General features: G+C 61.3%; 25 protein-coding genes and 1 pseudogene. 7 read left to right on the top strand and 19 right to left on the bottom strand.

Going from position 1 to position 22,007, the window contains the following annotated elements; translation table 11 throughout:
• Positions 1-182: 182 nt before the first annotated feature.
• The 3 genes from JJ889_RS14580 to guaA are packed head-to-tail and all read right to left on the bottom strand — an operon-like array spanning position 183 to position 3,059.
• A complete protein-coding gene (locus JJ889_RS14580) occupies positions 183-755 on the bottom strand; it encodes a hypothetical protein (RefSeq protein ID WP_291896342.1) in 573 nt (190 codons plus the stop codon).
• 25 nt (positions 756-780) lie between these two features.
• Positions 781-1,455, bottom strand: coding sequence for a DUF2185 domain-containing protein (locus JJ889_RS14585; protein WP_291896343.1), 675 nt, complete (start codon positions 1,453-1,455; stop codon positions 781-783).
• Between the two features lie 41 nt (positions 1,456-1,496).
• Positions 1,497-3,059 carry a glutamine-hydrolyzing GMP synthase gene (gene guaA / locus JJ889_RS14590; protein ID WP_291896345.1) on the bottom strand — a complete coding sequence of 521 codons (1,563 nt, stop codon included), beginning with the start codon at positions 3,057-3,059 and terminating at the stop codon, positions 1,497-1,499.
• Positions 3,060-3,182: 123 nt separating this feature from the next.
• On the opposite strand from guaA, the gene JJ889_RS14595 reads away from it, so the two are divergent.
• Positions 3,183-3,782, top strand: a complete 600-nt coding sequence (locus JJ889_RS14595) for a YceI family protein (RefSeq protein ID WP_291896347.1) — start codon at positions 3,183-3,185, stop codon at positions 3,780-3,782.
• A 60-nt stretch (positions 3,783-3,842) separates the two neighbouring features.
• The gene (locus JJ889_RS14600; protein WP_291896349.1) at positions 3,843-4,868 is read left to right on the top strand and encodes an acyltransferase; all 1,026 of its coding nucleotides are present in this window, start codon (positions 3,843-3,845) and stop codon (positions 4,866-4,868) included.
• On the opposite strand, the gene JJ889_RS14605 is transcribed toward JJ889_RS14600, so the two are convergent.
• The 4 genes from JJ889_RS14605 to guaB all read right to left on the bottom strand — a co-directional run bounded on the left by JJ889_RS14605 (position 4,865) and on the right by guaB (position 8,657).
• The gene (locus tag JJ889_RS14605) at positions 4,865-6,178 is read right to left on the bottom strand and encodes an RsmB/NOP family class I SAM-dependent RNA methyltransferase (protein ID WP_291896351.1); all 1,314 of its coding nucleotides are present in this window, start codon (positions 6,176-6,178) and stop codon (positions 4,865-4,867) included. The genes JJ889_RS14600 and JJ889_RS14605 overlap by 4 nt on opposite strands.
• Before the next feature lie 121 nt (positions 6,179-6,299).
• Positions 6,300-6,671 (bottom strand): DUF3088 family protein, encoded by a 372-nt coding sequence (locus tag JJ889_RS14610; protein ID WP_291896353.1) that lies wholly within the window; start codon positions 6,669-6,671, stop codon positions 6,300-6,302.
• Entirely contained in the window at positions 6,668-7,084 is a 417-nt protein-coding gene (locus tag JJ889_RS14615) for an MAPEG family protein (RefSeq protein ID WP_291896355.1), read from the bottom strand. The genes JJ889_RS14610 and JJ889_RS14615 overlap by 4 nt, the downstream gene beginning before the upstream one ends.
• A 103-nt stretch (positions 7,085-7,187) precedes the next feature.
• Complete coding sequence (gene guaB / locus JJ889_RS14620) at positions 7,188-8,657, bottom strand: IMP dehydrogenase (protein ID WP_291896357.1); 1,470 nt, start codon at positions 8,655-8,657, stop codon at positions 7,188-7,190.
• 187 nt (positions 8,658-8,844) lie between these two features.
• Here guaB and JJ889_RS14625 point away from each other — a divergent pair, with 187 nt between their 5' ends.
• A complete protein-coding gene (locus JJ889_RS14625) occupies positions 8,845-9,252 on the top strand; it encodes a biopolymer transporter ExbD (RefSeq protein WP_291896359.1) in 408 nt (135 codons plus the stop codon).
• Between the two features lie 161 nt (positions 9,253-9,413).
• On the opposite strand, the gene JJ889_RS14630 is transcribed toward JJ889_RS14625, so the two are convergent.
• Positions 9,414-10,169, bottom strand: a complete 756-nt coding sequence (locus tag JJ889_RS14630) for an RlmE family RNA methyltransferase (RefSeq protein ID WP_291896361.1) — start codon at positions 10,167-10,169, stop codon at positions 9,414-9,416.
• Complete coding sequence (locus JJ889_RS14635; RefSeq protein ID WP_291896362.1) at positions 10,166-11,200, bottom strand: Ppx/GppA phosphatase family protein; 1,035 nt, start codon at positions 11,198-11,200, stop codon at positions 10,166-10,168. Before JJ889_RS14635 ends, JJ889_RS14630 begins: the two co-directional genes overlap by 4 nt.
• A 296-nt stretch (positions 11,201-11,496) precedes the next feature.
• On the opposite strand from JJ889_RS14635, the gene hspQ reads away from it, so the two are divergent.
• On the top strand, positions 11,497-11,832 hold the full coding sequence (gene hspQ / locus JJ889_RS14640) for a heat shock protein HspQ (RefSeq protein ID WP_291896510.1): 336 nt from the start codon (positions 11,497-11,499) through the stop codon (positions 11,830-11,832).
• Positions 11,833-11,923: 91 nt separating this feature from the next.
• The gene (locus JJ889_RS14645) at positions 11,924-12,994 is read left to right on the top strand and encodes an acyltransferase (protein ID WP_291896363.1); all 1,071 of its coding nucleotides are present in this window, start codon (positions 11,924-11,926) and stop codon (positions 12,992-12,994) included.
• Positions 12,995-13,009: 15 nt separating this feature from the next.
• Here the strand turns inward: JJ889_RS14645 and JJ889_RS14650 are convergent, their stop codons facing one another.
• Both JJ889_RS14650 and JJ889_RS14655 read right to left on the bottom strand, forming a co-directional pair.
• On the bottom strand, positions 13,010-14,023 hold the full coding sequence (locus JJ889_RS14650; RefSeq protein ID WP_291896365.1) for a fumarylacetoacetate hydrolase family protein: 1,014 nt from the start codon (positions 14,021-14,023) through the stop codon (positions 13,010-13,012).
• A 174-nt stretch (positions 14,024-14,197) separates the two neighbouring features.
• Positions 14,198-14,659: a hypothetical protein gene (locus tag JJ889_RS14655; RefSeq protein ID WP_291896367.1), complete on the bottom strand. Its 462-nt coding sequence runs from the start codon at positions 14,657-14,659 to the stop codon at positions 14,198-14,200.
• A 91-nt stretch (positions 14,660-14,750) separates the two neighbouring features.
• Here JJ889_RS14655 and JJ889_RS14660 point away from each other — a divergent pair, with 91 nt between their 5' ends.
• Positions 14,751-15,662: a LysR family transcriptional regulator gene (locus tag JJ889_RS14660; RefSeq protein WP_291896369.1), complete on the top strand. Its 912-nt coding sequence runs from the start codon at positions 14,751-14,753 to the stop codon at positions 15,660-15,662.
• Between the two features lie 19 nt (positions 15,663-15,681).
• Here the strand turns inward: JJ889_RS14660 and JJ889_RS15915 are convergent.
• From JJ889_RS15915 to JJ889_RS14695, 6 genes and pseudogenes are all read right to left on the bottom strand, one after another.
• Positions 15,682-17,363, bottom strand: a pseudogene (locus tag JJ889_RS15915) (TIGR01244 family sulfur transferase).
• Positions 17,364-17,418: 55 nt separating this feature from the next.
• On the bottom strand, positions 17,419-18,477 hold the full coding sequence (locus JJ889_RS14675; protein ID WP_291896373.1) for an isoaspartyl peptidase/L-asparaginase family protein: 1,059 nt from the start codon (positions 18,475-18,477) through the stop codon (positions 17,419-17,421).
• Between the two features lie 58 nt (positions 18,478-18,535).
• Positions 18,536-18,949 (bottom strand): hypothetical protein, encoded by a 414-nt coding sequence (locus JJ889_RS14680; RefSeq protein WP_291896374.1) that lies wholly within the window; start codon positions 18,947-18,949, stop codon positions 18,536-18,538.
• Between the two features lie 67 nt (positions 18,950-19,016).
• Positions 19,017-19,544, bottom strand: a complete 528-nt coding sequence (locus JJ889_RS14685; RefSeq protein WP_291896376.1) for a hypothetical protein — start codon at positions 19,542-19,544, stop codon at positions 19,017-19,019.
• Positions 19,545-19,639: 95 nt separating this feature from the next.
• A complete protein-coding gene (locus JJ889_RS14690) occupies positions 19,640-19,831 on the bottom strand; it encodes a hypothetical protein (protein ID WP_291896377.1) in 192 nt (63 codons plus the stop codon).
• A gap of 12 nt (positions 19,832-19,843) precedes the next feature.
• Positions 19,844-20,353, bottom strand: a complete 510-nt coding sequence (locus JJ889_RS14695) for a sulfite exporter TauE/SafE family protein (protein WP_291896379.1) — start codon at positions 20,351-20,353, stop codon at positions 19,844-19,846.
• A 114-nt stretch (positions 20,354-20,467) separates the two neighbouring features.
• Between JJ889_RS14695 and JJ889_RS14700 the strand changes: the two genes are divergently transcribed.
• On the top strand, positions 20,468-21,238 hold the full coding sequence (locus JJ889_RS14700) for a DUF2189 domain-containing protein (protein WP_291896381.1): 771 nt from the start codon (positions 20,468-20,470) through the stop codon (positions 21,236-21,238).
• Positions 21,239-21,276: 38 nt separating this feature from the next.
• Here JJ889_RS14700 and ccoS read toward each other — a convergent pair whose 3' ends face one another.
• Both ccoS and JJ889_RS14710 read right to left on the bottom strand, forming a co-directional pair.
• Positions 21,277-21,417: a cbb3-type cytochrome oxidase assembly protein CcoS gene (gene ccoS, locus JJ889_RS14705; RefSeq protein ID WP_291896383.1), complete on the bottom strand. Its 141-nt coding sequence runs from the start codon at positions 21,415-21,417 to the stop codon at positions 21,277-21,279.
• A gap of 17 nt (positions 21,418-21,434) precedes the next feature.
• On the bottom strand, positions 21,435-21,986 hold the full coding sequence (locus JJ889_RS14710) for an HAD-IC family P-type ATPase (protein WP_291896513.1): 552 nt from the start codon (positions 21,984-21,986) through the stop codon (positions 21,435-21,437).
• Between the last annotated feature and the right edge of the window lie 21 nt (positions 21,987-22,007).

The raw sequence follows: 22,007 nt of genomic DNA on the forward strand, positions 1-22,007 counted from the left end.
GGTGGGGAACCAGTCGCCTCTCCTTTCCCTTGATGGGAAAGAGCCTGCCCCGGATTTGATCCGGGGTGGGCCGGTGCGCAGCAGCGGATCGGAAAGGGTGCGCGGCGAACCCGCAATAGAATTTTTCGGCCCTGGTAGTGACACTCGAATAAGCGGCGGAATCTGCGCCGCAAGCTGCATCATCAATGAGCTGAATGATCACGACGAAACTTGCTCCGTTCCGCCAACACTGTTTTGCGATAAACAGCATCCGTTTTCCAACGCCTCGAGTACCGCACGATTTGCCATCTCACGCCATCGGCGATCCAGCTGTCTTCGGGATCGTAATGTGGAAACCGATCGACCGGATAACGGCGCCCCAATGCCTCAAGGCGGGCCCAAACATAGGTTGAGGTCAGGGGGTCGCTTTTTTCTGCGAGTATGAAGGAAGGCTTTCCGATCGCCGTTAATCCCGATGATTGGCTAATAGCCTTCGTGTGTCCCGAGCGATCATTGGGCGGCAATGATGAGATAGCCTCTTCGAGGCCACTCCACCATCTGACCGCGATAACCGAAATCAGTTTAGAGCGAACAAGATCAACATCGCTGCTCGCCCACAGAATCAGACGAGCGAGACGCGAGACTGAAACGTCGCGCGAAGCCTCCAGGGCAGCATCGAGAAGGTCGGACGCCTGCCAATGCGTCGATTCCAACCTGTAAGTTGCCCAGTCAGGCCGGTCCAGAACAGCAAGTCTATCCTGCTGATTTTTCGTCATATTAACTAGGGAGCATCACTCCCACTCAATCGTCCCCGGAGGCTTCGGCTTCTTTGCCCGGCTCGAACGGTGCCAGACGAACAAACTCGCTTGCCTCATCAGACCATTCAAATGCTTGCCCCGGCGGCTCATCGATCAGGTGCAACCACCGATCGTCATTATTCAACACCCGGCCAAGCGGAACGCTGCGGGCCAGCCCGGCCTCATACACCTGTTCCCCAGTTTCACCAGCAGCCAGAATACTCCAGCCACTATCCGGCCCTTTATCGCCCGCTTGACGTTCCAGCGGTTCACTTCTTGCGAGAAAATCAACCGGCGCCCCGTCAAGGACCGCCTGTGATGTTGTACAAAAAGCCCAGTAGGGTTCTGTCGCATCCCCCTCGGGATCTTGCCGTTCCGCGGACAGCACGTTCTCGATCCGGAACTGAACCTTGTCTCCCGGCTTCAGACCTGTGGCATCAAACGGAATATTGTCGAGCTCACCGGTCAAGCCATCGCCATCACGGGCCTTAATTATCACCCACATTCGCTCGCCGGAATAGACATTCCACCATCGCGGTTCGTACTCGAACCACACCTTAACCAAATCGCCGGGTTCGAGGCTCTCGAGCAGAGCCGCAGAGGGCCGATGGAAGGTATAGGGCGCCGTTTTTGCATGGGCCTGAACATCGCCGAAACAGATTCGGTTCGCCGGAAGCACTCGGAGCTTTCGGGCCCAGCGCTGCAGAAAGGAATGTGGAACTACTCCCACTCAATCGTTCCCGGAGGTTTCGACGTGACGTCATAGACAACCCGGTTGACGCCGCGGACCTCGTTGATGATGCGGGTTGCGGTGCGGGACAGGAAGTCGTGTTCGAACGGATAGTAATCCGCCGTCATGCCGTCGACAGAGGTCACCGCGCGCAGGGCGAGAACGTGGTCATAGGTGCGTTCATCACCCATCACACCCACGGTACGCACCGGCAACAGGACCGCGAAGGCCTGCCAGATCTCGTCGTAAAGACCGGCCTTCTTGATCTCGTCGATATAGATGGCGTCGGCCTTGCGCAGAATATCGGCCTTTTCCTTGGTGATCTCACCGGGAATACGAATGGCCAGGCCCGGTCCCGGGAAGGGATGACGGCCCACAAAGGCTTCCGGCAGACCCAGCTCGCGACCCAGGGCACGAACCTCGTCCTTGAACAGCTCGCGCAGCGGCTCGACCAGATCCATTTTCATGCGCGCCGGCAGACCGCCGACATTGTGGTGGGACTTGATGGTGACAGACGGGCCGCCATCAAAGCTGACACTCTCGATGACGTCCGGATACAGCGTGCCCTGGGCGAGGAAATCCGCACCACCGGCTTCCTTTGCCTTGGCATCGAAGACGTCGATGAAGAGCTTGCCGATCGTCTTGCGTTTCACTTCCGGGTCGTCCACGCCGGCCAGCGCATCGAGGAAGAGCTTCTCCTCATCCGCATGGATGAGCGGGATATTGTAGTGCTCCTTGAACAGGGAGACGACCTGGTCAGCTTCGCCCTGGCGCATCAGGCCCGTGTCCACGAACACACAGGTCAGCTGATCCCCGATGGCCTCGTGCAGCAGCACGGCCACGACCGAGCTGTCGACACCGCCGGACAGGCCACAGATCACACGCTTGTCACCGACCTGGGCGCGGACCTTGGCGATGGCTTCATCCTTGAAACTGGCCATGGACCAGTCGCCTTTGAGCCCGGCGATCTTGTGGGTGAAATTCTTGAGCAGTTCGGCACCGCGCGGCGTGTGAACGACTTCCGGGTGGAATTGCACGCCGTAGAATCTGCGCGCCTCGTCAGCGATCGCCGCATAGGGCGCATTGCCAGAGGTGGCGATGACTTCAAACCCGTCGGGAATGGCTGAGACACGGTCACCATGGCTCATCCAGACCCGTTCCTCGTGACCAACGCCGCCGAGCCCCTCAAACAGCGGGCTGTCCGCCTTGATGGTGATATCAGCCCGGCCGAACTCGCGTTCGTCGGAGGCTTCAACCGCGCCGCCCAGCTGGGCGCACATGGTCTGCTCGCCGTAACAAATGCCCAGCACCGGCAGACCGCGTGTGAACACGCTTTCGTCGGCGCGCGGGGAATTGTCCCAGTGTGTGGAATGCGGAGACCCCGACAGGATGATCGCCTTGGGATCATAGCTGTCGATGAAAGCGGCATCAGCGCGATTGTAGGGGTGAACTTCGCAGAAGACGCCGCTCTCGCGGACACGTCGGGCGATCAGCTGGGTGACCTGGCTGCCGAAGTCGATGATGAGGAGTTTTTCGTGGGTATCAGTCGTCATGGCGAGCCGATAGCGCGAGTCAGTTTGAAATTCCAGTGGGGAATCTCCTCATATCGACATGGCGGATTTGCCGAGATGGGCTAGATTGGCGCCTGCCGTCCTTTCCTGTCGCCGGAGATTCTCATGCGCACGCTCATTACCGCCCTCGCCGGCTTGTCTGTTCTGGCCGCCTGTTCGCAGCCGCAGACCGATGTTTCCGCGGGGGACTGGACGATCATAGAAAGCGAATCGAGCCTCTCCTTTGTGACCGTCAAAAACGGCGATGTGGACGAGACACACGAACTGTCCGGCATTTCCGGATTCGCCAACGCGCTCGGCTCGGTACACATCGCGCTGGAGATGGACAGTGTCGAGACCTTCATCGACATCCGCAATGAGCGCATTCGCGAACACCTGTTCCAGACCGCCGATCACCCGATTGCCGTGATCAGCGCCAGCTATGACCTGGCCGCTCTTGAAGACATGGCTGTCGGCGCCTCGCGAGATGATGAGCTGCCGATCACCCTGACCATGCGCGAGATCCCGCTCGACCTCGTCGCCCCGGTTCGCATCACCCGTCTCGACACCGATCGCGTGCGGGTTGAAAGCGCCCAGCCAGTTGAAGTGAACGCCCTCGCCCTGGAATTGATGGATGGGATCGACACGCTGCAGGAGCTGGCCGGACTGGACAGCATTACACGCGAGGTACCGGTCAGTTTCGTGATCGAGTTTCAGCGCGGCTAACGCTAAAGCAATCCTCCCCCCGACACATCAAGTACCGTTCAGCCAGTTTACAGGTCCAGCGTGAAATCCATCGTCGAACTCCAGGCCCTGCGCGGCCTCGCCGTCCTCATGGTCATTATCGGCCACGTCCATCAGGCGCAGGAACGTTTCATGGGACCAGCCCTGATCGGGGACCTGGCCTATATCGGGTTCGCCGGGGTCGATGTGTTTTTCGTGATTTCCGGCTTCATCATCCATCATCTCTACCGCCAGGCAGAGAAACCGGATGCCGGCTATTTCCTCAAACGGCTCAACCGCATCTATCCTATCTATTGGCTGTATACGCTTGCGGCACTGGGTGGTTATGCAGTGATGGGCGATGCGCTCAGCCGTGATGCCGCGACCTTCGACTGGGTCAATACGCTTACCCTCCTGCCAACTGGCGCCTACCCGGTCCTCGCGGTCGGCTGGACGCTGACGCATGAGCTGTACTTCTACCTGATCTATGGACTGCTTCTGTTCCTGCCAAGCCGGCTTCGGTTGCCCGTTCTTGGCGTCTGGGGACTTGTGACCCTGATCTTCGTCTTCCTCGGACAATCAGGCTGGCCGGAATGGGGCAAGCTCCTTTTGAGCCCGTTCAACCTGCTCTTCCTGGCCGGTGTCGCTCTGGCTGAAGGGTTCAAGTGGGCAGAGAAATTCAAATGGATCGGGCTGGCCCTCCTGATCTCCGGTCTGGGCCTCGCCGGCTGGTTCACCCAGATCGACGGATTGCAAGGTTTCGCCCAGGTCAGCCTGCGCGTCGGCATGTTCGCTCCGCTTGCGGTCGGCGTTGTCTGGGCGCTCCTGGCGTTCAAGCCCAAACTGCCCGACATCGCCATAAAGCTGGGCGACTGGTCCTATTCAACGTATCTCAGCCACCTGCTGGTCATCGGTGTGCTGGCCAGGCTGGCCGCTCCGGTCCTGACCGCACTTCCGCTGACAGGCGTGCTCGCCTATCTGGTCCTGATCTCGGCCGCCCTGGTCTATGGTGCTCTCAGCTTTTACCTGATCGAGAAACCGCTTCTCAAGCTCGGTCGCGGCGTGATTGGCAAGCTGACAGGACGTTAGCCCTCGCGCTCCAGCACACAGATGTAGAAACCATCCGTATCCGTCCGCCCGGGCGAAAGCTGAAGGGCACCATGATCCGTCTCACAGGACTTCAGCGTTTCGGTGGCGTCCCCGGCGAGTCCGCCGGAGGACTGGATGACCTCCAGGGCGGAAACTGGCTTGAAGGCTGCGCCGGTGTCGAGGAAGGCTTGGACACGATCACCGTTCTCCTCCGGCAGGACGGAGCAGGTCACATAAACCAGACGGCCGCCGGGTTTGACGTAACGCTGGGCCTTGTTGAGGACGGTGTCCTGTTCGCTCATGCGGCGTTCCAGGGCGGTGGATTTGAGTCGCCACTTGGCGTCCGGACGACGGCGCCAGGTGCCGGTTCCGGTGCACGGCGCGTCACAGAAAACCACATCCATGGCATCAACAAATGGCTCTAATACCTCGTTTTCCTTACCATCATGCACCTGAACATTACGTGTGCCAGCGCGCTTGAGGCGCGGCCAGATGGCCCGCAGACGACGCCAGTCCAGATCCCAGGCATGCACCTGGCCGGTATTGTTGAGCAAGGCCGACAGGGCCAGCGTCTTGCCGCCGGCGCCCGCACAGTAATCGAGGATGTTCATGCCCTCTTTCGGTGCCGCCGCGAGTGCTGCGACCTGGGATCCCAGATCCTGCACCTCGACCCAGCCCTTGCCATAGGCGGGAATGCTATCAGCTGACGCAGACTTGGCGCGCGGATCACGCAGCGGAATGCGTAGGCCAAGTCGGGTCAGAGAGGATTCGGAAACTGCTTTAATTTTGCTCGACACCTCTTTGAAAGCGCGCTCAAAATTGGTCTTGACTTCATTCACCCTCAGATCGACCGGAGCGCGCGAGGACAGGAGGCGCCCCTCCTCCGCAGCCGCATCGCCGAAAGCACGAACCAGGCTTTCTTCCAGCCATTCGGGGAAGTCGCCTCGGACAAACATCGGCGCATCGGAAATGTCGCGGACCAGCCCTTCGCGCTCGGCTTCGCTCAGCTTTTCCGGGGCGTGTTCATCGCCGTCGAAAATCTCGTCCAGCTCGTCCGCGCTCATGCCCCAGACCCGGCCAGCTGTTCCCAGCGCCAGGGCGCGCGCGCTGTCGTCCTGCATGGCATGGGAGACCGAAAGCTTGTGGCGCAGTGCATCGAGCACCAGCCCGCCAATCCAGGCCCGGTCGCCGGATCCCGCAAACCGGTGCGCCTTGCCCCAGTCCCGCACAGCGTCCTTGACCGGCTGGTGCCGGGTCTGAAGCGTGTCCAGGATCTCAATCGCTGCAGCGATGCGTCCACCGTCTCTCATGGGCAATATCCTTTATCTTCCCCCTCTAGGGGGAAGTGGTTGAGCGCAGCGAAATTGAAGGGGGACCGCCCCCTCTCCCTCGCATGCTCGGGACTTCCCCCTGGAGGGGGAAAATAGAAACTTAAGCCGGTCTTGAACCGCCATGGCTGGCGGCCAGTTGCCGACAAATGGTTTTCGGGTCGGTCATGATGCGGCGACCATTGACCTCGGCCTCGACCGCCTGGTGGGCCTTGGCATCAGCGGCCAGGATCAGCGTCGGGGCATTCTGGTTATCTTCGTCCAGCAGATCGATGACCGGCTGGCGCGGGCGCGGATAATCAACACGAATGATCGTCACCGCGTCCGCCCAATGCGGGTTGAGCAACATCGCCCCTTCAACCAGGCAGGCGTCCGGACACAGGCGCTCCTCGCCCGTCTCCTCATTGACCCAGCTGCCAGTCAGCAGGATCAGGATGTCCTTGCCGGTATCGATCGGCGGTTGCTCTTGCATCATCGGCTGAAGACCTCCAGGGCAATTACGACCCACATCGCGGCCATTGTGACCAGTCCCAAGCCAAAGCTCAGGAAGCGCGAGAGGATGTGGTTGACGCTGATATAGATGGTGGCATGCACTAGGCGTGTCACGACAAAAAACCAGGCCAGCGGCACCAGCAGCGGCGCGTCGAGCTCGAGGATGAGCGCCGTCGCGATTGCCCCCCAGAACAGGATGGGCGTTTCCCACTGGTTCTGGGCGACATTGGAGACACGCTGGATACGCTCGGGCCAGTTGCGCTCGCCCAGCTTGAGCTTTCGCCCCCGGACCTGGCCGGAAGACATCGCCTTGAATCGCATCGTGCCCATCATCCCGATGATCACGAAACAGAAGGCCACATAGACAAAAACTGGTGTCAGAAGCGCAGTAGACATCGCATTACCCTTGAAACTGTTGGTGAGTACGCGAACGCTAGTTCAGAGCCGACACGGCCCCCAGATACATTTCCGTCTGGAGGCCATGCAGGAAGGAGCAGTGCTAGCTCGTAGTGGGATAGTTCGGCGCTTCGCGCGTGATTTTCACGTCATGGACGTGGCTCTCGCGAAGACCGGCATTGGTGATGCGCACGAAGTTCGCACGCTCATGCAGATCCGGAATGGTGGCCGAGCCGGTGTAGCCCATTGCCGCGCGCAGACCGCCGACCATCTGGTGCAGGATCGGTCCGACCGGGCCCTTGAACGGGACCTGGCCTTCAATGCCTTCCGGAACCAGCTTCATGCGCTCGGTATCCTTCTGGAAGTAACGGTCGGCAGAACCAGCCGCCATGGCGCCCAGCGAGCCCATGCCGCGATAGGATTTGTAGGACCGGCCCTGGTAGAGGAAGACCTCGCCCGGCGCTTCTTCCGTACCGGCCAGGAGAGAACCGACCATGACCGCATGCGCGCCGGCGGCCATGGCCTTGGCCATGTCACCGGAAAACTTGATCCCGCCATCGGCGATGATGAAGGCGTCAGAGCCTTCTGCTGCGCGGCGGGCGTCCATGATCGCGGTCAGCTGCGGCACACCAACGCCGGCCACGATACGGGTCGTACAGATCGACCCCGGGCCGATACCCACCTTCACGCAATCCGCACCGGCATCGATCAGCGCCTTGGCACCGTCATAGGTGGCGACATTGCCGGCCACGACACGCGCCGCGCTGGACGATTTCTTGACGCGCGTGACCTGTTCCAGGACCGACGCGCTCTGACCGTGCGCGGTGTCGATGACAACCACGTCCACACCGGCGTCCATGAGGGCCTCGGCGCGCTCGAAACCGCTGTCACCCACAGTCGTCGCTGCCGCACAGCGAAGACGCCCCTGGCTGTCCTTGGCGGCATTGGGATGCTGCTCTGCCTTGGACATGTCCTTGACGGTGATGAGACCGATGCAGCGATCATCCTTGTCGACCACGAGCACCCGCTCGATACGGTGTTCATGCAGCTTGGCACGGGCCTCGTCCTGGGTCGCGCCCTCGCGAACCGTGACGACGTCGCGGGTCATCAGATTGCCGACCTTCTCGTTCGGATCGTCCGCAAAGCGTACATCGCGATTGGTGATGATACCGACCAGCTTGCCGGGCTTGGAATTGGTTGCGCCCTCGACCACCGGGATGCCGGAGATACGGTGCTCGGCCATCAGCGCCTTGAGCTCGGCCAGCGTCGCGTCGGGAGAAATGGTTACCGGGTTGACCACCATGCCGCTCTCGAACCGCTTCACCCGGCGCACTTCCTCGGCCTGTTCGGCGATGGTCAGATTGCGGTGGATCACCGCCATACCACCCGCCTGGGCCATGGCGATCGCCATACCGGCCTCGGACACGGTGTCCATGGCGGCAGCGAGCATGGGAATGTTCAGACCAACATCATGGGCGATGCGGGACGCGACATTGGCGGTTGCAGGAAGAACTTCGGACGGGCCGGGCTGCAAGAGCACGTCGTCGAAGGTCAGACCTTCACGAATCTCCATCGGAGACCTCCTTCTCTCTTGCGGGGCCGCTATATCAGACACGCGCGGAAGGTCAATCGGAGATGTGTGGTGAAGCGGCGCGTATCCGCTGCCCGCCACAATTAATCCCAATCCCGGCACATTGCCCCCGGAGTTTCGCCGCAAGCCTTGGCTGTCATGCCCACGTTAGCAATCGTGGGGAATTGCCATGCGCAAACGCACCAAGCGGCGGGAGGACGCCGCTGAAGTGAACATGACACCCATGCTGGATATCGTGTTCATTCTTCTGATCTTTTTCATCGTCACAGCAACCTTCCTCAATGAGGAAGGCATCGATATGCAACCGCCTCCGGACGCGGCACCACCCTGTCCGGACTGCCCGGCACCCATTGTCGTACAGGTCACCGAGGACAATCGCATCTACGTCAACGGCGTGATCACGGATGTCGACCGGGGTATCTCGGCGGTTAACCGCTTCCGGGCCGAAAGTGCCGGCGCAGCCGTGCTGATCGAAGCCAATAACGAGGCCAGCCACGGCATCATCGTGCGGATCTGGGACGACATGCAGGCCAACGCCGTGCCTGTTTCTCTCAGGCGCGCTGAGGAGGACGGATAATCTTCCCCACCGGGGAGGTGGATCTGCCGTAGCTTCAGCGAAGGCGGAGACGGAGGGGCCGGAGGGGCCGGAGGGCGAGGCCCGGAGGTTAGCTCGCTGCGCTCGCCCCCTTCGCCTTCACTTCGTTACGGCACTTCCCCACGAATGGGGAAGAAAACAACCTATCCCTTGAACCCGGTCGCTATCAGGAAAGTCTCGGGACTGCCGGAACGGGATGATGGCGGTTTGAAGTGGCGGACCTTGGCGAAACGCCCCTTCATCTGGTCTAGCAGCTCGCCGGAGGTGCCGCCCTGGAAGACCTTGGCGACAAAACTGCCGCCGGGCTTGAGGGTTTCGAAGGCGAACTGGGCTGCCATTTCCACCAGGCCGACAATGCGCAGGTGATCCGTGGTCTTGTGACCGGTGGTCCACGGTGCAAGGTCCGAGATGACCAGGTCGGCCGGGCCGCCCATTTCTGCCTTCACCAGATCCGGCGCGTCATCCTCGGTGAAGTCCTTCTGCAGGAGGACAGCCCCCTCGATCGGGTCCATTTCCAGGAGATCGATACCGATCACTTCCGTTGCGCCCTGTTTGAGAGCAACCTGCACCCAGCCGCCCGGCGCAGAACCGAGATCGACGATGCGCTGACCGGGGCGCAGGAATTTGAATTTCTCGTCCAGCTCGATGAGCTTGTAGGCTGCGCGGGAGCGATAGCCCTCCATCTGCGCCTTTTTCACGTAGGGATCATTGAGCTGGCGGTCGAGCCAACGCGTCGAGGACAGCTTGCGCCCGCGAGCGGTTTTCACCCGGGTCCGGAATTGTTTCGCAGCGCGGGCATCGCCGCCCTTGGTGACAGGGCCGGAGCGACGACGGCGGCGACCGCCCTCTTCCTCGGACCGCTCTTCCGGAGTGTCATTCTCGTTATTGTCGTCGCTCACGTCTCGTCTCCGCCGGTCTGGGCAGTATTGGGCTTGCGGCCCCCTCTGCGGCGACGTTTAGGACGGCGCATCAGATTGAGCAACATGCCCTCGCGCAGACCGCGATCGCCGACCCGAAGCTTGTCGGCCGGCCATTTCTCCGCAACCGCTTCATAGATCGCACACCCCGCCAGCACCAGCTCGGCCCGGTCCGCGCCGATTGTCGGCTCCTGGGCCCGCCCCTTGATGTCGAGATCCCGTAGGCGGGTACAGGCCGCCAGGGCCTCTTCGCCGGACATCCACAAACCGTCCACACGCGAACGATCATAACGCTGCAGACGCAAATGCACGCCGGCCATTGATGTCACCGTACCCGAAGTGCCCACGAGATGCCCGCGCCCCTCGGCGAACACGGCCCGCATGGAGCGTGCGCCGCGCGGCGTCTTGAGCTGTTGGCGGGCAAAGGATTTCATCTCCTCATACCAGGCCAGACGGTCATCATGGCGCTCGGGGAAGCGTTCCGACAGCGTCACCACGCCAATGGGCGCAGACGACCAGGATTTCATCGGCGGACGCCCACCGCTTTCCGGACCACCGCGACGACGCCATTCCTCCAGGTCGACCCAGGACAATTCCGTAGATCCACCGCCAATATCGATGACGAGAGCAGCGTCGCGGTCGACATCCATGAGATCGACACAGCCATGCACGGCAAGACGCGCCTCCTCTTCCGGCGAAATCAGGTCGAAATTCAGTCCCGTTTCCAGCCGCACCCGCTCGAGGAATTCCTTGCCATTATCCGCAAACCGGCAGGCCTGGGTGGCAATAGCGCGGTGTTTGGCGACATTCTGGCGGGCGAGTTTTTCCGAACAGACTTTCAAGGCTTCCACGGCACGTGTCATGGCCACGTCGGACAATTGCCCGGACGCGGTCAGGCCCTCGCCCAGCCGTACTACCCTGGAAAAGGCATCAACAACCTGGAAATTGCTGCCACTCCTTCGAGCCAGCAGCATTCGGCAGTTGTTGGTGCCGAGGTCGATCGCGCCGTACACCGGAGCCGGCGCACGGCGCCGGTTTCGCTTGCGTCCGGCGGATCCTTTGCCCCCCTCTTTGTGGGGCGATGGCTCCGCCATGATGGTCCTTTCGCCGACAGGTGCGCAATCGCCCCGCCCCTTCGGGCATTGGCGGCGCAGCTCGGTGCGGCCTAAATTTGGTCTTGAAAATCAGCATACTCATCTCACATGAGAGAGGAAAGATGCGTGACAAGACTTTGCACAGCCCGACGCAGCACTGCGCTCGAACTGTCAGCAATCACGCAAAGTTAAGCAGAGTGTGGCAGTATGACGTGATGGATATCCGGCACGCCAAATACGGTCTCGGCGACGTGGTGCGTCACCGCCTCTTCCCCTTCCGGGGCGTGGTGGTCGATGTCGACCCGGAATTCGCCAATACCGAGGAATGGTATGAAGCCATTCCCGAGGATATCCGCCCGTCCAAGGACCAGCCATTCTATCATCTCCTCGCGGAGAATGATGAAAGCTATTACGGCGCCTATGTTTCCGAAGGCAATCTCCTGCCCGATGCGGAAAACGGCCCGGTCGGCCATCCCGAACTCCGGGACGCCTTCGACGAATTCGACGGCCAGCGCTACCCGCTCCGCGCCGAGGATGTTCGCCCGAATTAGGGTCGCCAGCGAAGCGCGCCGTGACAAACTCCAGCGCGGCGCAAATCTTGCGAGCCGGGCCACCTGAACAAGCTTCCGGGAGGCCGCGGCCATGAACAGCACCAATCTGGCACAATCTCGCCATGGCGGTATTGATACGCTGCGTGGCCTGGCCTGTATCCTGTTGCTGGTGCTGCATGTCGTCGGTGAGCAGGCCACCAACGGACTGCGGGTCCCCGATGATCATCCGCTGGCCATGTTCACTGCGGTTTTCTTCCATTTGCGCATGCCGCTGTTCGCGATGCTGTCGGGCTTTGTCTATGCCTATCGACCACCGACGCGCGAGGTGAGCGGCCAGTTCGTGACCGGCAAGATGCGTCGTGTCGGCCTGCCCTTCCTGTTCGTGACAACCATCTATGGCGTAGCCAACACCCTGCTGGGTGCCGGTTACGGTGTGCCGTGGGGCGAGTTCTGGCAGATCTATGTCAGCGCCTATGCCTATCTCTGGTTCCTGCAGGCGGTGCTCATCCTCTTTCTGGTCATCGGGGCACTGGATCTGATTTTCCCCAAGGCACGATTGCAAGTGGCCACAGGATTCCTGGCGGTCACCTCGGCGCTGTTCCTGTCCGATATCGGCCGGGGCATTGAATGGATGTCGTTTGACCGCACGCTCTACCTGGCGCCCTTCTTTGCGCTGGGCGTCTTCCTCAACCGGTTCGAGGGCGAAGCAACACGCGGCGTAAAGACGGCCTTCCTGTCCAGCATGGCCCTGTTGGGCACGATCCATTTCATCGGAGTCTTTGCTGATCCGTCCGCCGTGATCGAGCGGCGTGATGCCATGGCGCTCGGCCTGGGCCTCACGGCATCTGGCTCGCTGATCCTCTTTCGCAATGTGCTAAATTTCGCGCCGCTGGCGTGGATCGGCCGGTTTTCCTTCGGGATCTATCTCTACCACATGTTCCCGGTGATGGCCCTGTTGGCAGTCTACAAGATCATGGGCTTCCCAGATCCCTGGCTTGGCCTGGTCATCGGCGCCACGGCAGGTCTGCCCCTCTCAATCGCTGCGGAAATCATTGCCCGCAGTCTCGGCCCGGTGATGCCCTGGCTGCCCGCGCTGACGCTTGGCCTCAAGGTATCCGGCAAAGAAAAACGCCGGCACGAAACCGCACCGGCGTCTGTCTAGGGCTTTTGCGAAGGCCTAGCCCTCGTATTTCACGACGGTCTGTTCGATCGCGCCGAAGATGGACTTGCCGTCCTTGTCCTTCATCTGGATCTTGACGGTATCGCCATACTTCATGAACGAGGTCGAGGGCTTGCCCTCATTGATCGTCTCGATCATGCGGATCTCGGCGATGCAGGAATAGCCCACGCCGCCCTCGGAAATCGGCTTGCCCGGACCATTATCCAGCTTGTTGGAAATCGTGCCTGAACCAATCACGGTGCCGGCGGTGACCGGTCGCGTTTTCGCCAGGTGAGCGACCAGCTGCGGAAAATCGAACGTCATGTCGACACCGCAATCCGCCACGCCGAAAGGTTCGTTGTTATAGTGCACGACCAGCGGCAGCGAGACTTTCTTGCCATCCCAGGCATCGCCCAGCTCGTCCGGGGTCACAGCGACCGGAGAGAAGGCCGTCGGCGGTTTGGACTGGAAGAAGCCAAAGCCCTTGGCCAGCTCGGCCGGGATCAGGCCGCGCAGCGAGACATCATTGACCAGCATGATGAGGCGGATCGACTTGGCGGCTTCCTCCGGAGAACAGCCCATCGGCGCATCGCCACAGATCACGGCGACCTCACCTTCCATGTCACATCCCCAGGCCTCGTCGCCCAGCGGGATGTCGGCGCGCGGCGCCAGGAAAGCGTCGGACCCGCCCTGATACATCAGCGGATCAGTCCAAAAGGTTGCCGGCATTTCGGCATTGCGCGCCTTGCGCACCAGTTCCACGTGATTGACATAGGCCGAGCCGTCCGCCCACTGAAAGGCACGCGGCAACGGCGACAGGGCGTCATGTTCATGGAAGCGCTCGCGCGGAATGGTCTCGCGATTGAGCTGTTCGTAAAGGCTCTGCAGCTCGCCCTCGCATCGCTCCCAGTCATCCAGGGCCGCTTGCATGGTCGGGGCGATGGAAGACGCGTCCGCATACCAGGCGATGTCCTTGGAAACGACGACCAGCTTGCCGTCGCGATGACCGTTTTTCAAAGATGCGAGTTTCATAGTGAACCACTTGCTTGTTGGGTGGAAGCTGATGGCTATCGCTACTCACCGCACAAGACAAGCTCAGTGTGAAGCTTCATCGCCTCACCCGCCCACATACGCAGGCAGCAAAAAGCCGGAGCGGGGGAGCGCTCCGGCTATAACATCAGCCTTGGGCAAGCTGATGGGGGGAGTTTAGCTGCACTGGGCCAGGGCCATGTTGGCCTGGACCTCGTCCTCACCACCGGCAACGGCAGCAGCAGCCTGGAAATCAGCCGCGGCAGCCGAGCGGTTGCCGGCAAGCCAGTTGGCAGCGCCGCGATTATTCAGGGCACGCCAGGCGTCAGAGCTCTGTTCGATTGCCGCATCACAGGCGACAATGGCTTCAGCCGCATCGCCGGACGCAGCATACGCATAACAAAGGTTGGACAGGGCCACGACCTTGTCGCGCGGGGAAGCACCGGATTCGGAGACTTCCGTGCCGAAGTGGATGGCTCGTTCCCACTGGGCGCGGCGCAGGGAGTTGAACTGCGCACGGACTAGGGCATTAGAAGTACGGTTGAAGGCAAACTGCGGCTCGGCCTCGCAGGACTGGGCCGTTGCAGCAGTGGTCGGGGCGGCGACGAGCGCCGCAGCAATAAGAATCGTTCTGAACATCTCGCTCTCCATGAGTGAACAGCGTTTATATTTAGAACGAAGTTATATGAATATCATTGACCAATAGCACATTACCTGCATACATAAATGTATGGATGACTGGTCAGACTATCTCGTGTGCCTCACGGTCGCGGAATGTGGCAGCCTCACGGCCGCCGCCGCGGAACTCAATGTCTCCCAACCTACCGTCACCCGCCGCCTTCAGGCGCTGGAGTCCCGGCTGGGTGAACCCTTGTTCGAACGCGAAAACGGGCAGTCCAAGCTGACATCGCTGGGTGTACGTATTGTCGGCCATGCCCGGCGCATGCGCGAGGAAGCCTCCGCCATCCACCGCGCTGCCATCGCGCAGGACCAGTCCCTGACCGGACTGGTTGTCATTTCGGCATCGGAAGGTCTGGGCGCGGACTGGCTGCCAGGCGCCCTCGCTCCGTTCCAGCGGGAAAACCCCGGCATCGGGATCGAGATCGCGATCAAGAATCACCCGGCGAACCTGGCTGACCGCGAAGCCGATATTGCCCTGCGGTGGAACGGCCCCGGAACCCAGCAAAGCCTGATTGGCCGGCGCGGCGCAACAGTTGGCGCTGGGCTCTATGCTTCGAAAACCTATCTGGAGCGGCACCGTCACCCGACCAATGTCGAGGATCTATCGGATCACGCCTGTGTTGCCTGGTCGATCGGGGACTATTTTGGCTGGCCCAAGACGCCTGAAGGTTCAGCCGTCGTACCTCATCACGTTGCCTTCAAGGCCAACAGCCCGGCCAGCCATATCAAGGGGCTGGAAGCCGGTTACGGCGTTGGCGTGACCTCGCACCGCCTCGCCCGACGCTGCGGTGACCTGGTCCGGTTGCTGCCAGACTTTTCCACGTCGCTGGATCTGTGGATCGTGGCCCATGAAACCGTGCGCAAGAGCGCCCGGATCCGGGCGGCGTTCGACCACATCGTCGCCCAGATGAAACGTGACAGTGAGTATTTCGAACAGGGAGAGGATTCGATTCTCTCCTAGTTCGCTTGCGATGACGGTTCTAGTCCACTTCAACCTTGATCCGGGTCGGCTTGGCCAGCCATTCATGACCGCGCAGCATGGCTTTCCAGTAGATCGGCGGCAGGAGTTTTTCCTCAAGGAACCAGGCTGCACGAGTCGGTTTCTGGCCATCAATCAGCCAGCGCGGGAAGCTTGGCAAAAGCGTGCCGCCGTAGCCGAACTCGGCGAGAACAATCTTGCCGCGCTCGACAGTCAGCGGGCAGGAGCCATAACCGTCATACTGGGCCACAGGCGAACGACCGCGAATATCAGCCGAGATATTCTCGGCAACGACCGGGGCCTGTTTGCGCGCTGCGGCGGCTGTCTTGGCGTTCGGCGCATTCATGACATCACCCAGCGACCAGATGTTCTCATAAGTCTTGTGACGAAGGGTGAACTGGTCGACATCCACCCAGCCAGCGGCATCCGCCAGAGGTGAGACACGGATGAAGTCCGGGGCCGTCTGGGGTGGGCAGACGTGGATCATGTCGAATTCCTTCTCGACACGGACCACTTCGGTGTCCGGCTTCTTTACGTCAAACCAGGCTTTTTTTCGCCTCGCCATCAATAGCCACCAAATTATGGAAGAAGTTCAGCTGGGCGCCATACTTGTCGATATATCGCTCAAGCGCCGGCACATAGTCCTTCACGCCAAAGAGCACGCCAACGGCATTGCAAAACTCGATCTCGATGTCGTCTATCACCCCCCGACGCGTCCAGGCATCCCCGGAGAGATAGAGCGCTTTTTGCGGCGCACCGGCACACTTGATCGGCATGGGCGGCTGGGTGAACAGGGCCCTCCCCTTGTTCAGCGACTGCACCAGCTCCCAGGTATAGGGCGCCAGGTCATATCGGTAGTTCGAGGTCACGCCATTGCGACCCAGCGTGTCGGTCAGGCCCTCCACGCCATCCCAGTCCAGCTTGAGGCCGGGGCAGACGACCAGGCGGTCGTATTTCACCACGCGGCAGCCATCGAGAACGACAGCATCCTTTTCCGGCTCAAAGGAGGCAACAGCAGACTTGATCCAGGTCACCCCGCCCGGGATCAGCGCGCCCATGGGGTTCGCCGTACTTTCAGCGTTGAAGACGCCGCCGACCACCATGGTCCAACCCGGCTGATAATAATGGGTGTCGGCCGGGTCGATAATAGCGATGGACAGGCCATACTCGCGTGTTTGCAGGCTGGCAGCTACGGAGACACCGGAGGCGCCGCCACCAACAATCACGACATCGAAACGCGCACCCCCGGTCTCAGTTGGCGTGGAACCGCCACTGGCCACGCGGCGGGCAATTCCGGTCATGTCATGACCAGCTGCAGAGGTCGCTGCGAGGATATCCTCCATGGACATGGTCGCAGCGCTGTGCAGTGACCAGAGCGTCGCCGAGCGAGTGCCCGTGCGGCAATAAGCCAGGACCGGCCCCGGCAGCGAGCTGAGCGCTTCGCCGAATTTCGCCGCATCCTCGTCCTGCACCCTGCCCGCGACGATCGGCTGATAGAGCGCTTCAAGCCCTGCGGCCTGGGCGGCTGCACTGATCTCGTCAAACGTCGGTTGATCCGCACCCTCGCCGTCAGGACGATTGCAGATGACAGACTTAAAGCCTGCCTCCTTGATGGCAGCGATATCCTCGACGGTAACCTTGGGGGCTGACGGACAGCTGGTCCGTAAGGGCTTTGATATCCAAGGGGGTACCTTTCAGGGTTTGGTCTGGATCTGAATGTCGGGCAGTACGGGACGGGCTAGTCCTCGTCACCATAAATGCCCACAGCCGGCTCGCCGCCTGCACTCTGGCGGGCACGATACATGCCGGGTGTGTTGAAGCTCCACGCGACATCTCCGGACGGTGTCAGGGCGACAATACCACCATCACCGCCCATCGCGGTCAGCTCATCCTGGATGACCTGGTCAGCGGCCTCCTGCAAGGACAGCCCCTGGAACTCGACCAGCGCACAGATTCGGCTGGCCACTGTCAGGCGGATGAAATACTCGCCCGTACCCGTTGCGGACACGCCGCAGGACTGGTTGCTGGCATAGGTGCCGGCGCCCAGGATTGGGCTGTCACCGACACGCCCCCAACGCTTGGCGGTTGTTCCGCCGGTGGAGGTTCCCGCGGCGATATTTCCGTCACTGTCCAGGGCTACCACGCCAACTGTGCCAAACCGGTGTTCGCGGTCATCCTGTTCCAACGTGCCGTGATCGACACCCTCTGCCTCCGGCGCGTCCTCAGGGCGATCCGGGGCCGCTATGCCCAGACGATCGAGGGCGCGCTCCATCGACTGCCAGCGGCGTTCCGTGAAGAACCAGGCGGGTGGCACCATTTCCAGCCCCTGCTCGATGGCAAAAGTCTCTGCGCCCTCTCCTTGCAGCATGACATGGCGAGAACGGTCCATGACGGCCCGGGCCAGTGAGATAGGATGACGGACCTGGGTGACACCGGCAACGGCGCCGGCGTTCAGGGATGCGCCGTCCATGATGGACGCGTCGAGCTCATTCTTGCCGGCAGCAGTGAAAACAGCTCCGCGACCAGCGTTGAACAACGGATCATCTTCCATGCCGTGGATCACGGCCTCGATTGCGTCCAGCGCACTGCCACCGGCCTCCAGCACTGCCTCGCCGCGGTCGAGCGCAGCATGCATGGCTGCCCGGTACTCTGCTTCGCGCTCGGCTGTCATACGCCCGCGCTCGATCACGCCTGCGCCACCATGGATAACCAGCGCCCATTCGGGCTGCTCCTGGGCCTGGGCAAAGGGTGTAAGTACAGTCGCGGCCAGCGCAGCGGCAATCGCCTTGAATTTCATGATGCTCCCCCTCAATTGCGCGCAGGATGACCCGTTCGCAGGGCCGGGGCAAGCACAGCTAGATCGCAATAATGTCAGGACCTTCGTCGTCGAGCAGATAGTGCGCGGCTTCGTCTAGTGATTGTACCGCCCAGGCAAGATGCCCGGCGCGGCGGAAACCATCGAGGATGAAGGAAAGCGCGTGCGGGTCTTCATTGCGGTGCCATACTGCGACCCGTCCGGGCGGGATCACGGCGGTCAGTGCCGCCAGGCGATCTGCCGTCTCCCGAATGCGGTTTGCCTCATAGCTGGCCTCCCGCAAATCCACCAGAACCGCGTCGCATCCACGCTCGACCAGAAGCCGGACCAGTTTCTGGCGCATCAGGGCAGCCTCGGGCCCGGTCTGCTCCCCCGTCGCTCGCACCATGACGACCTGACCGTCCAGGGCGGTCGTCAGATAGGTTTCCGGGTCTGGATGATTCTCGCTCGGCATGGCGCTTCTCCTGCAGAGAATCTGCAGCAGACAGTCCGGTCGCTCAAATCATAAGCGATAAATCGGCCTACTGCATCGCCATCAGCGTGCACAATGGGCGCATTCCGCTCAGATGACGGTGGGAACGTGTTCCCGAAGCGCCATCGAAATAGAACTGGATGCCCTGCACTGCCCAGCCAGCTTCACAATCGACCCGCTGGAAATCGGTCGCACACTCACCAACACTGGCCTGCGCCGTCTGGCCACTCCCGGAGTGCAATCGCACGACGGCGATTTTCTCGTTGCGATCCATGCAGGCGCTCAGCCCGGTGACTTCCTCGGCAATACCCATCAGCGCCGCGGAGGCATCGCGCACATGCCGCCCGACGACCCGGCCGGAACAGAATTGCGAGGTTCGCGGCGGTGCACCACGAAAGAAGGCGCGAACCTGGCAGGCCCGGCTACGTCGCTCAGTGATCTGCAGTCCGTAAAGCGCTCCACCACCCTGGCTCAGAAGTGTTGACTGGTGCTCCGTGACTGCGCCCACGACCTGCGCATCGCCTTCGCCTGCGATCGTCAAGGTGAGGCTGGAGGCCAGTATGAGCGTGAGAAGCATGGTGTTCGCCTTCATCATGATGTCTACCCCCGAGCACGGACTAGATAGCGCGACCGAGAAGGCGGGTCTTCTCGCGCTGCATCACAACTGCGTGCTTATTCGACAGGAATGCCGCAGAAGGCTGCGATTTCCTTCCAGGGCAGCGCCGCTGACAGAATGCCTACTGCGACTATGGCCAGGCCGGTCACCGTTCGCATGCCCGGGCGAGCCGCAAAACTCATCAGCTTGGCGGCGCCAAAGGCGGACGCCAGGACTGCGGGCAAGGTTCCTACGCCAAAGCCGGCCATGATCTCGGCGCCCTACCCTGGCGAACCTGAAAGCATGGCGTAGAACAGCGCGGCATAGACCATCCCACAGGGCAACAGTCCCCAGAGGAAACCAGCGAGCACCGGTGTGGCTGCGCTCAACTTTCCGCCCAGTGGATTTTGCGCGATGCGTATCAACCCCGCGCCGACGCGATCCAGGCCAGCGAGTGCCGGGGCCCAGCCCGCGACGGAGAGGCCGATATAGACCAGTGTCACTGCACCGGCCCAGCGCAGGATCATGATACCTTCGGCGCGATCGGCGTCGAAATAGAACTGGCTGCCGATGGCTCCCAGCACCGCACCCGCCAGCATATAGGCTGCAATACGCCCGAACTGCGCCTTCAGTATCACTATCCGGCGCTCGTTCTCACTTGCCTCAGGCGCCAGCGTAAACATCAGACTGGCGGCAATTCCGCTGCACATGCCCACGCAGTGAAGGCTCGAGGCAAAACCCGCGAGCAATCCGCCCAGAATGCTGAGGTCGGCGAGACCGGCTGGTGGCATGTTCTTTCTCCTTGGCCCCGACCTTATGTCCCGGAATAATCACAAAAAACGTGTGGCGTAATGACGCGCAGATTTCATACGCCTGTCGGGCGAATATGAAGGGGGAGGATTAACATGGTTACTTTGAAGAAAGTCCGCCGGGACGCACCCTGGAAATGGCTCAAGCTGGGCTTCGAGGATCTGCGGCGCGCACCGCTGGTCTCGATCAGCTATGGTCTCATCTTCGTGCTGGGCGGCCTGGCCATCAGCGGCACGCTGTGGGCCTTTGGTGGCGAGGAGGCCATTCCGGTCGCGCTAAGCGGCTTCGCGCTTATCAGCACCGCCCTGGCCATCGGCATCTACCAGGTCAGCCGCGCCTTCGAACGGGGGGAGAAACCACGATTCCGCGTGGTGATTTCCCGCTATCCCTCTCGCATCTCCCAGGTCAGCTTCATGAGTGTGATTCTGGTTATGCTGCTGCTCTGGTTCCACATCGCCCAGACCCTGCGCATCGTGCTGGCCCCGTCCGGGCCGTTCCATCCGGGCGAGTTCATCCAATTCATGCTGACAGCCCCCGAGGGCATGACCTTCATGATCATCGGCACGATCACCGGCGCCATCCTGGCGGCTTTCGCCTTCACGATCTCCGTGCTCTCCTTCCCGATGCTGATCGATCAGGATGTGGACGCTGTCACGGCCCTGGTCGCGAGTTTCCGCTCGGTCCTTGCCCAGCCTTTCGTGATGATCACCTGGGCCTGGCTCATCGCTTTCATGGTTGTTGCGGGATCAGCCGTCTTCACCATCGGCCTGGCCTTCACCTTCCTATGGATCGCGCATGCGTCCTGTTATGCCTACAAGGATTTCGAACCGAGGCCGGAGCCATCGGCCAGCGCAGCAAAAAGCTGAGATGAACGCCCGGCACAGCCGGGCGTTTTCATTCGCGCTCAATCGCGATCGAGCGGCTTGTCGTCATCCATGAGGATGCGGTGGGCGGCACCATCGAGATGCTCGAACTGGCCGGATTTCAGGCTCCACATGAAGCCGGTCAGGCCGGCCAGGCCCATCAAAAGGGCGAGCGGAATCATCCAGATCAGGAAAGACTTCAGCGAGCGAGCTTCAACGCATTCAATATCACCAGAAGCGAGGATGCGGACATGGCAATCGCCGCAACCAGAGGCGTGACAAAACCAAACACAGCCAGTGTAACCGCGATCATATTATAGACAACGTCCAGGCCAAAATTCTCCAATACGCGGCGTTTCGCGCCGCAGGAAACATCCATCGCCCGGACCATGCGGTCGAGCTTGTCGCCCTGCAGCACAAAATCCGCGGCGGCCTGGGAGATTTCTACTGCTGAGGCAAGAGACACCGAAATATCAGCGGCAGCCAGGGCGGGCGCGTCATTGATGCCATCACCGACCATGGCGACCTTGGCGCCCTGTTCCTTGAAGGCCTGGATACGCTCGATCTTGGCCTGCGGTTTCAGCTCGGCCTGCCACTTGTCCAGCCCCAGCTCCTCAGCGATAGCGGCTACCGGAGCCTGGCGGTCACCGGAGAGCAGGATCACGCGGCACACGCGCTTGTGCAGCGCATCGATGGTTTCGCGCGCTTCCGGGCGCAGCTTGTCTTCAAAGCGGAAACTGTCCCCCGTCAGCGCCTATGGCACAGATTTGAG

This window comes from Maricaulis sp. (assembly GCF_017643475.1).
Taxonomy (GTDB): domain Bacteria; phylum Pseudomonadota; class Alphaproteobacteria; order Caulobacterales; family Maricaulaceae; genus Maricaulis.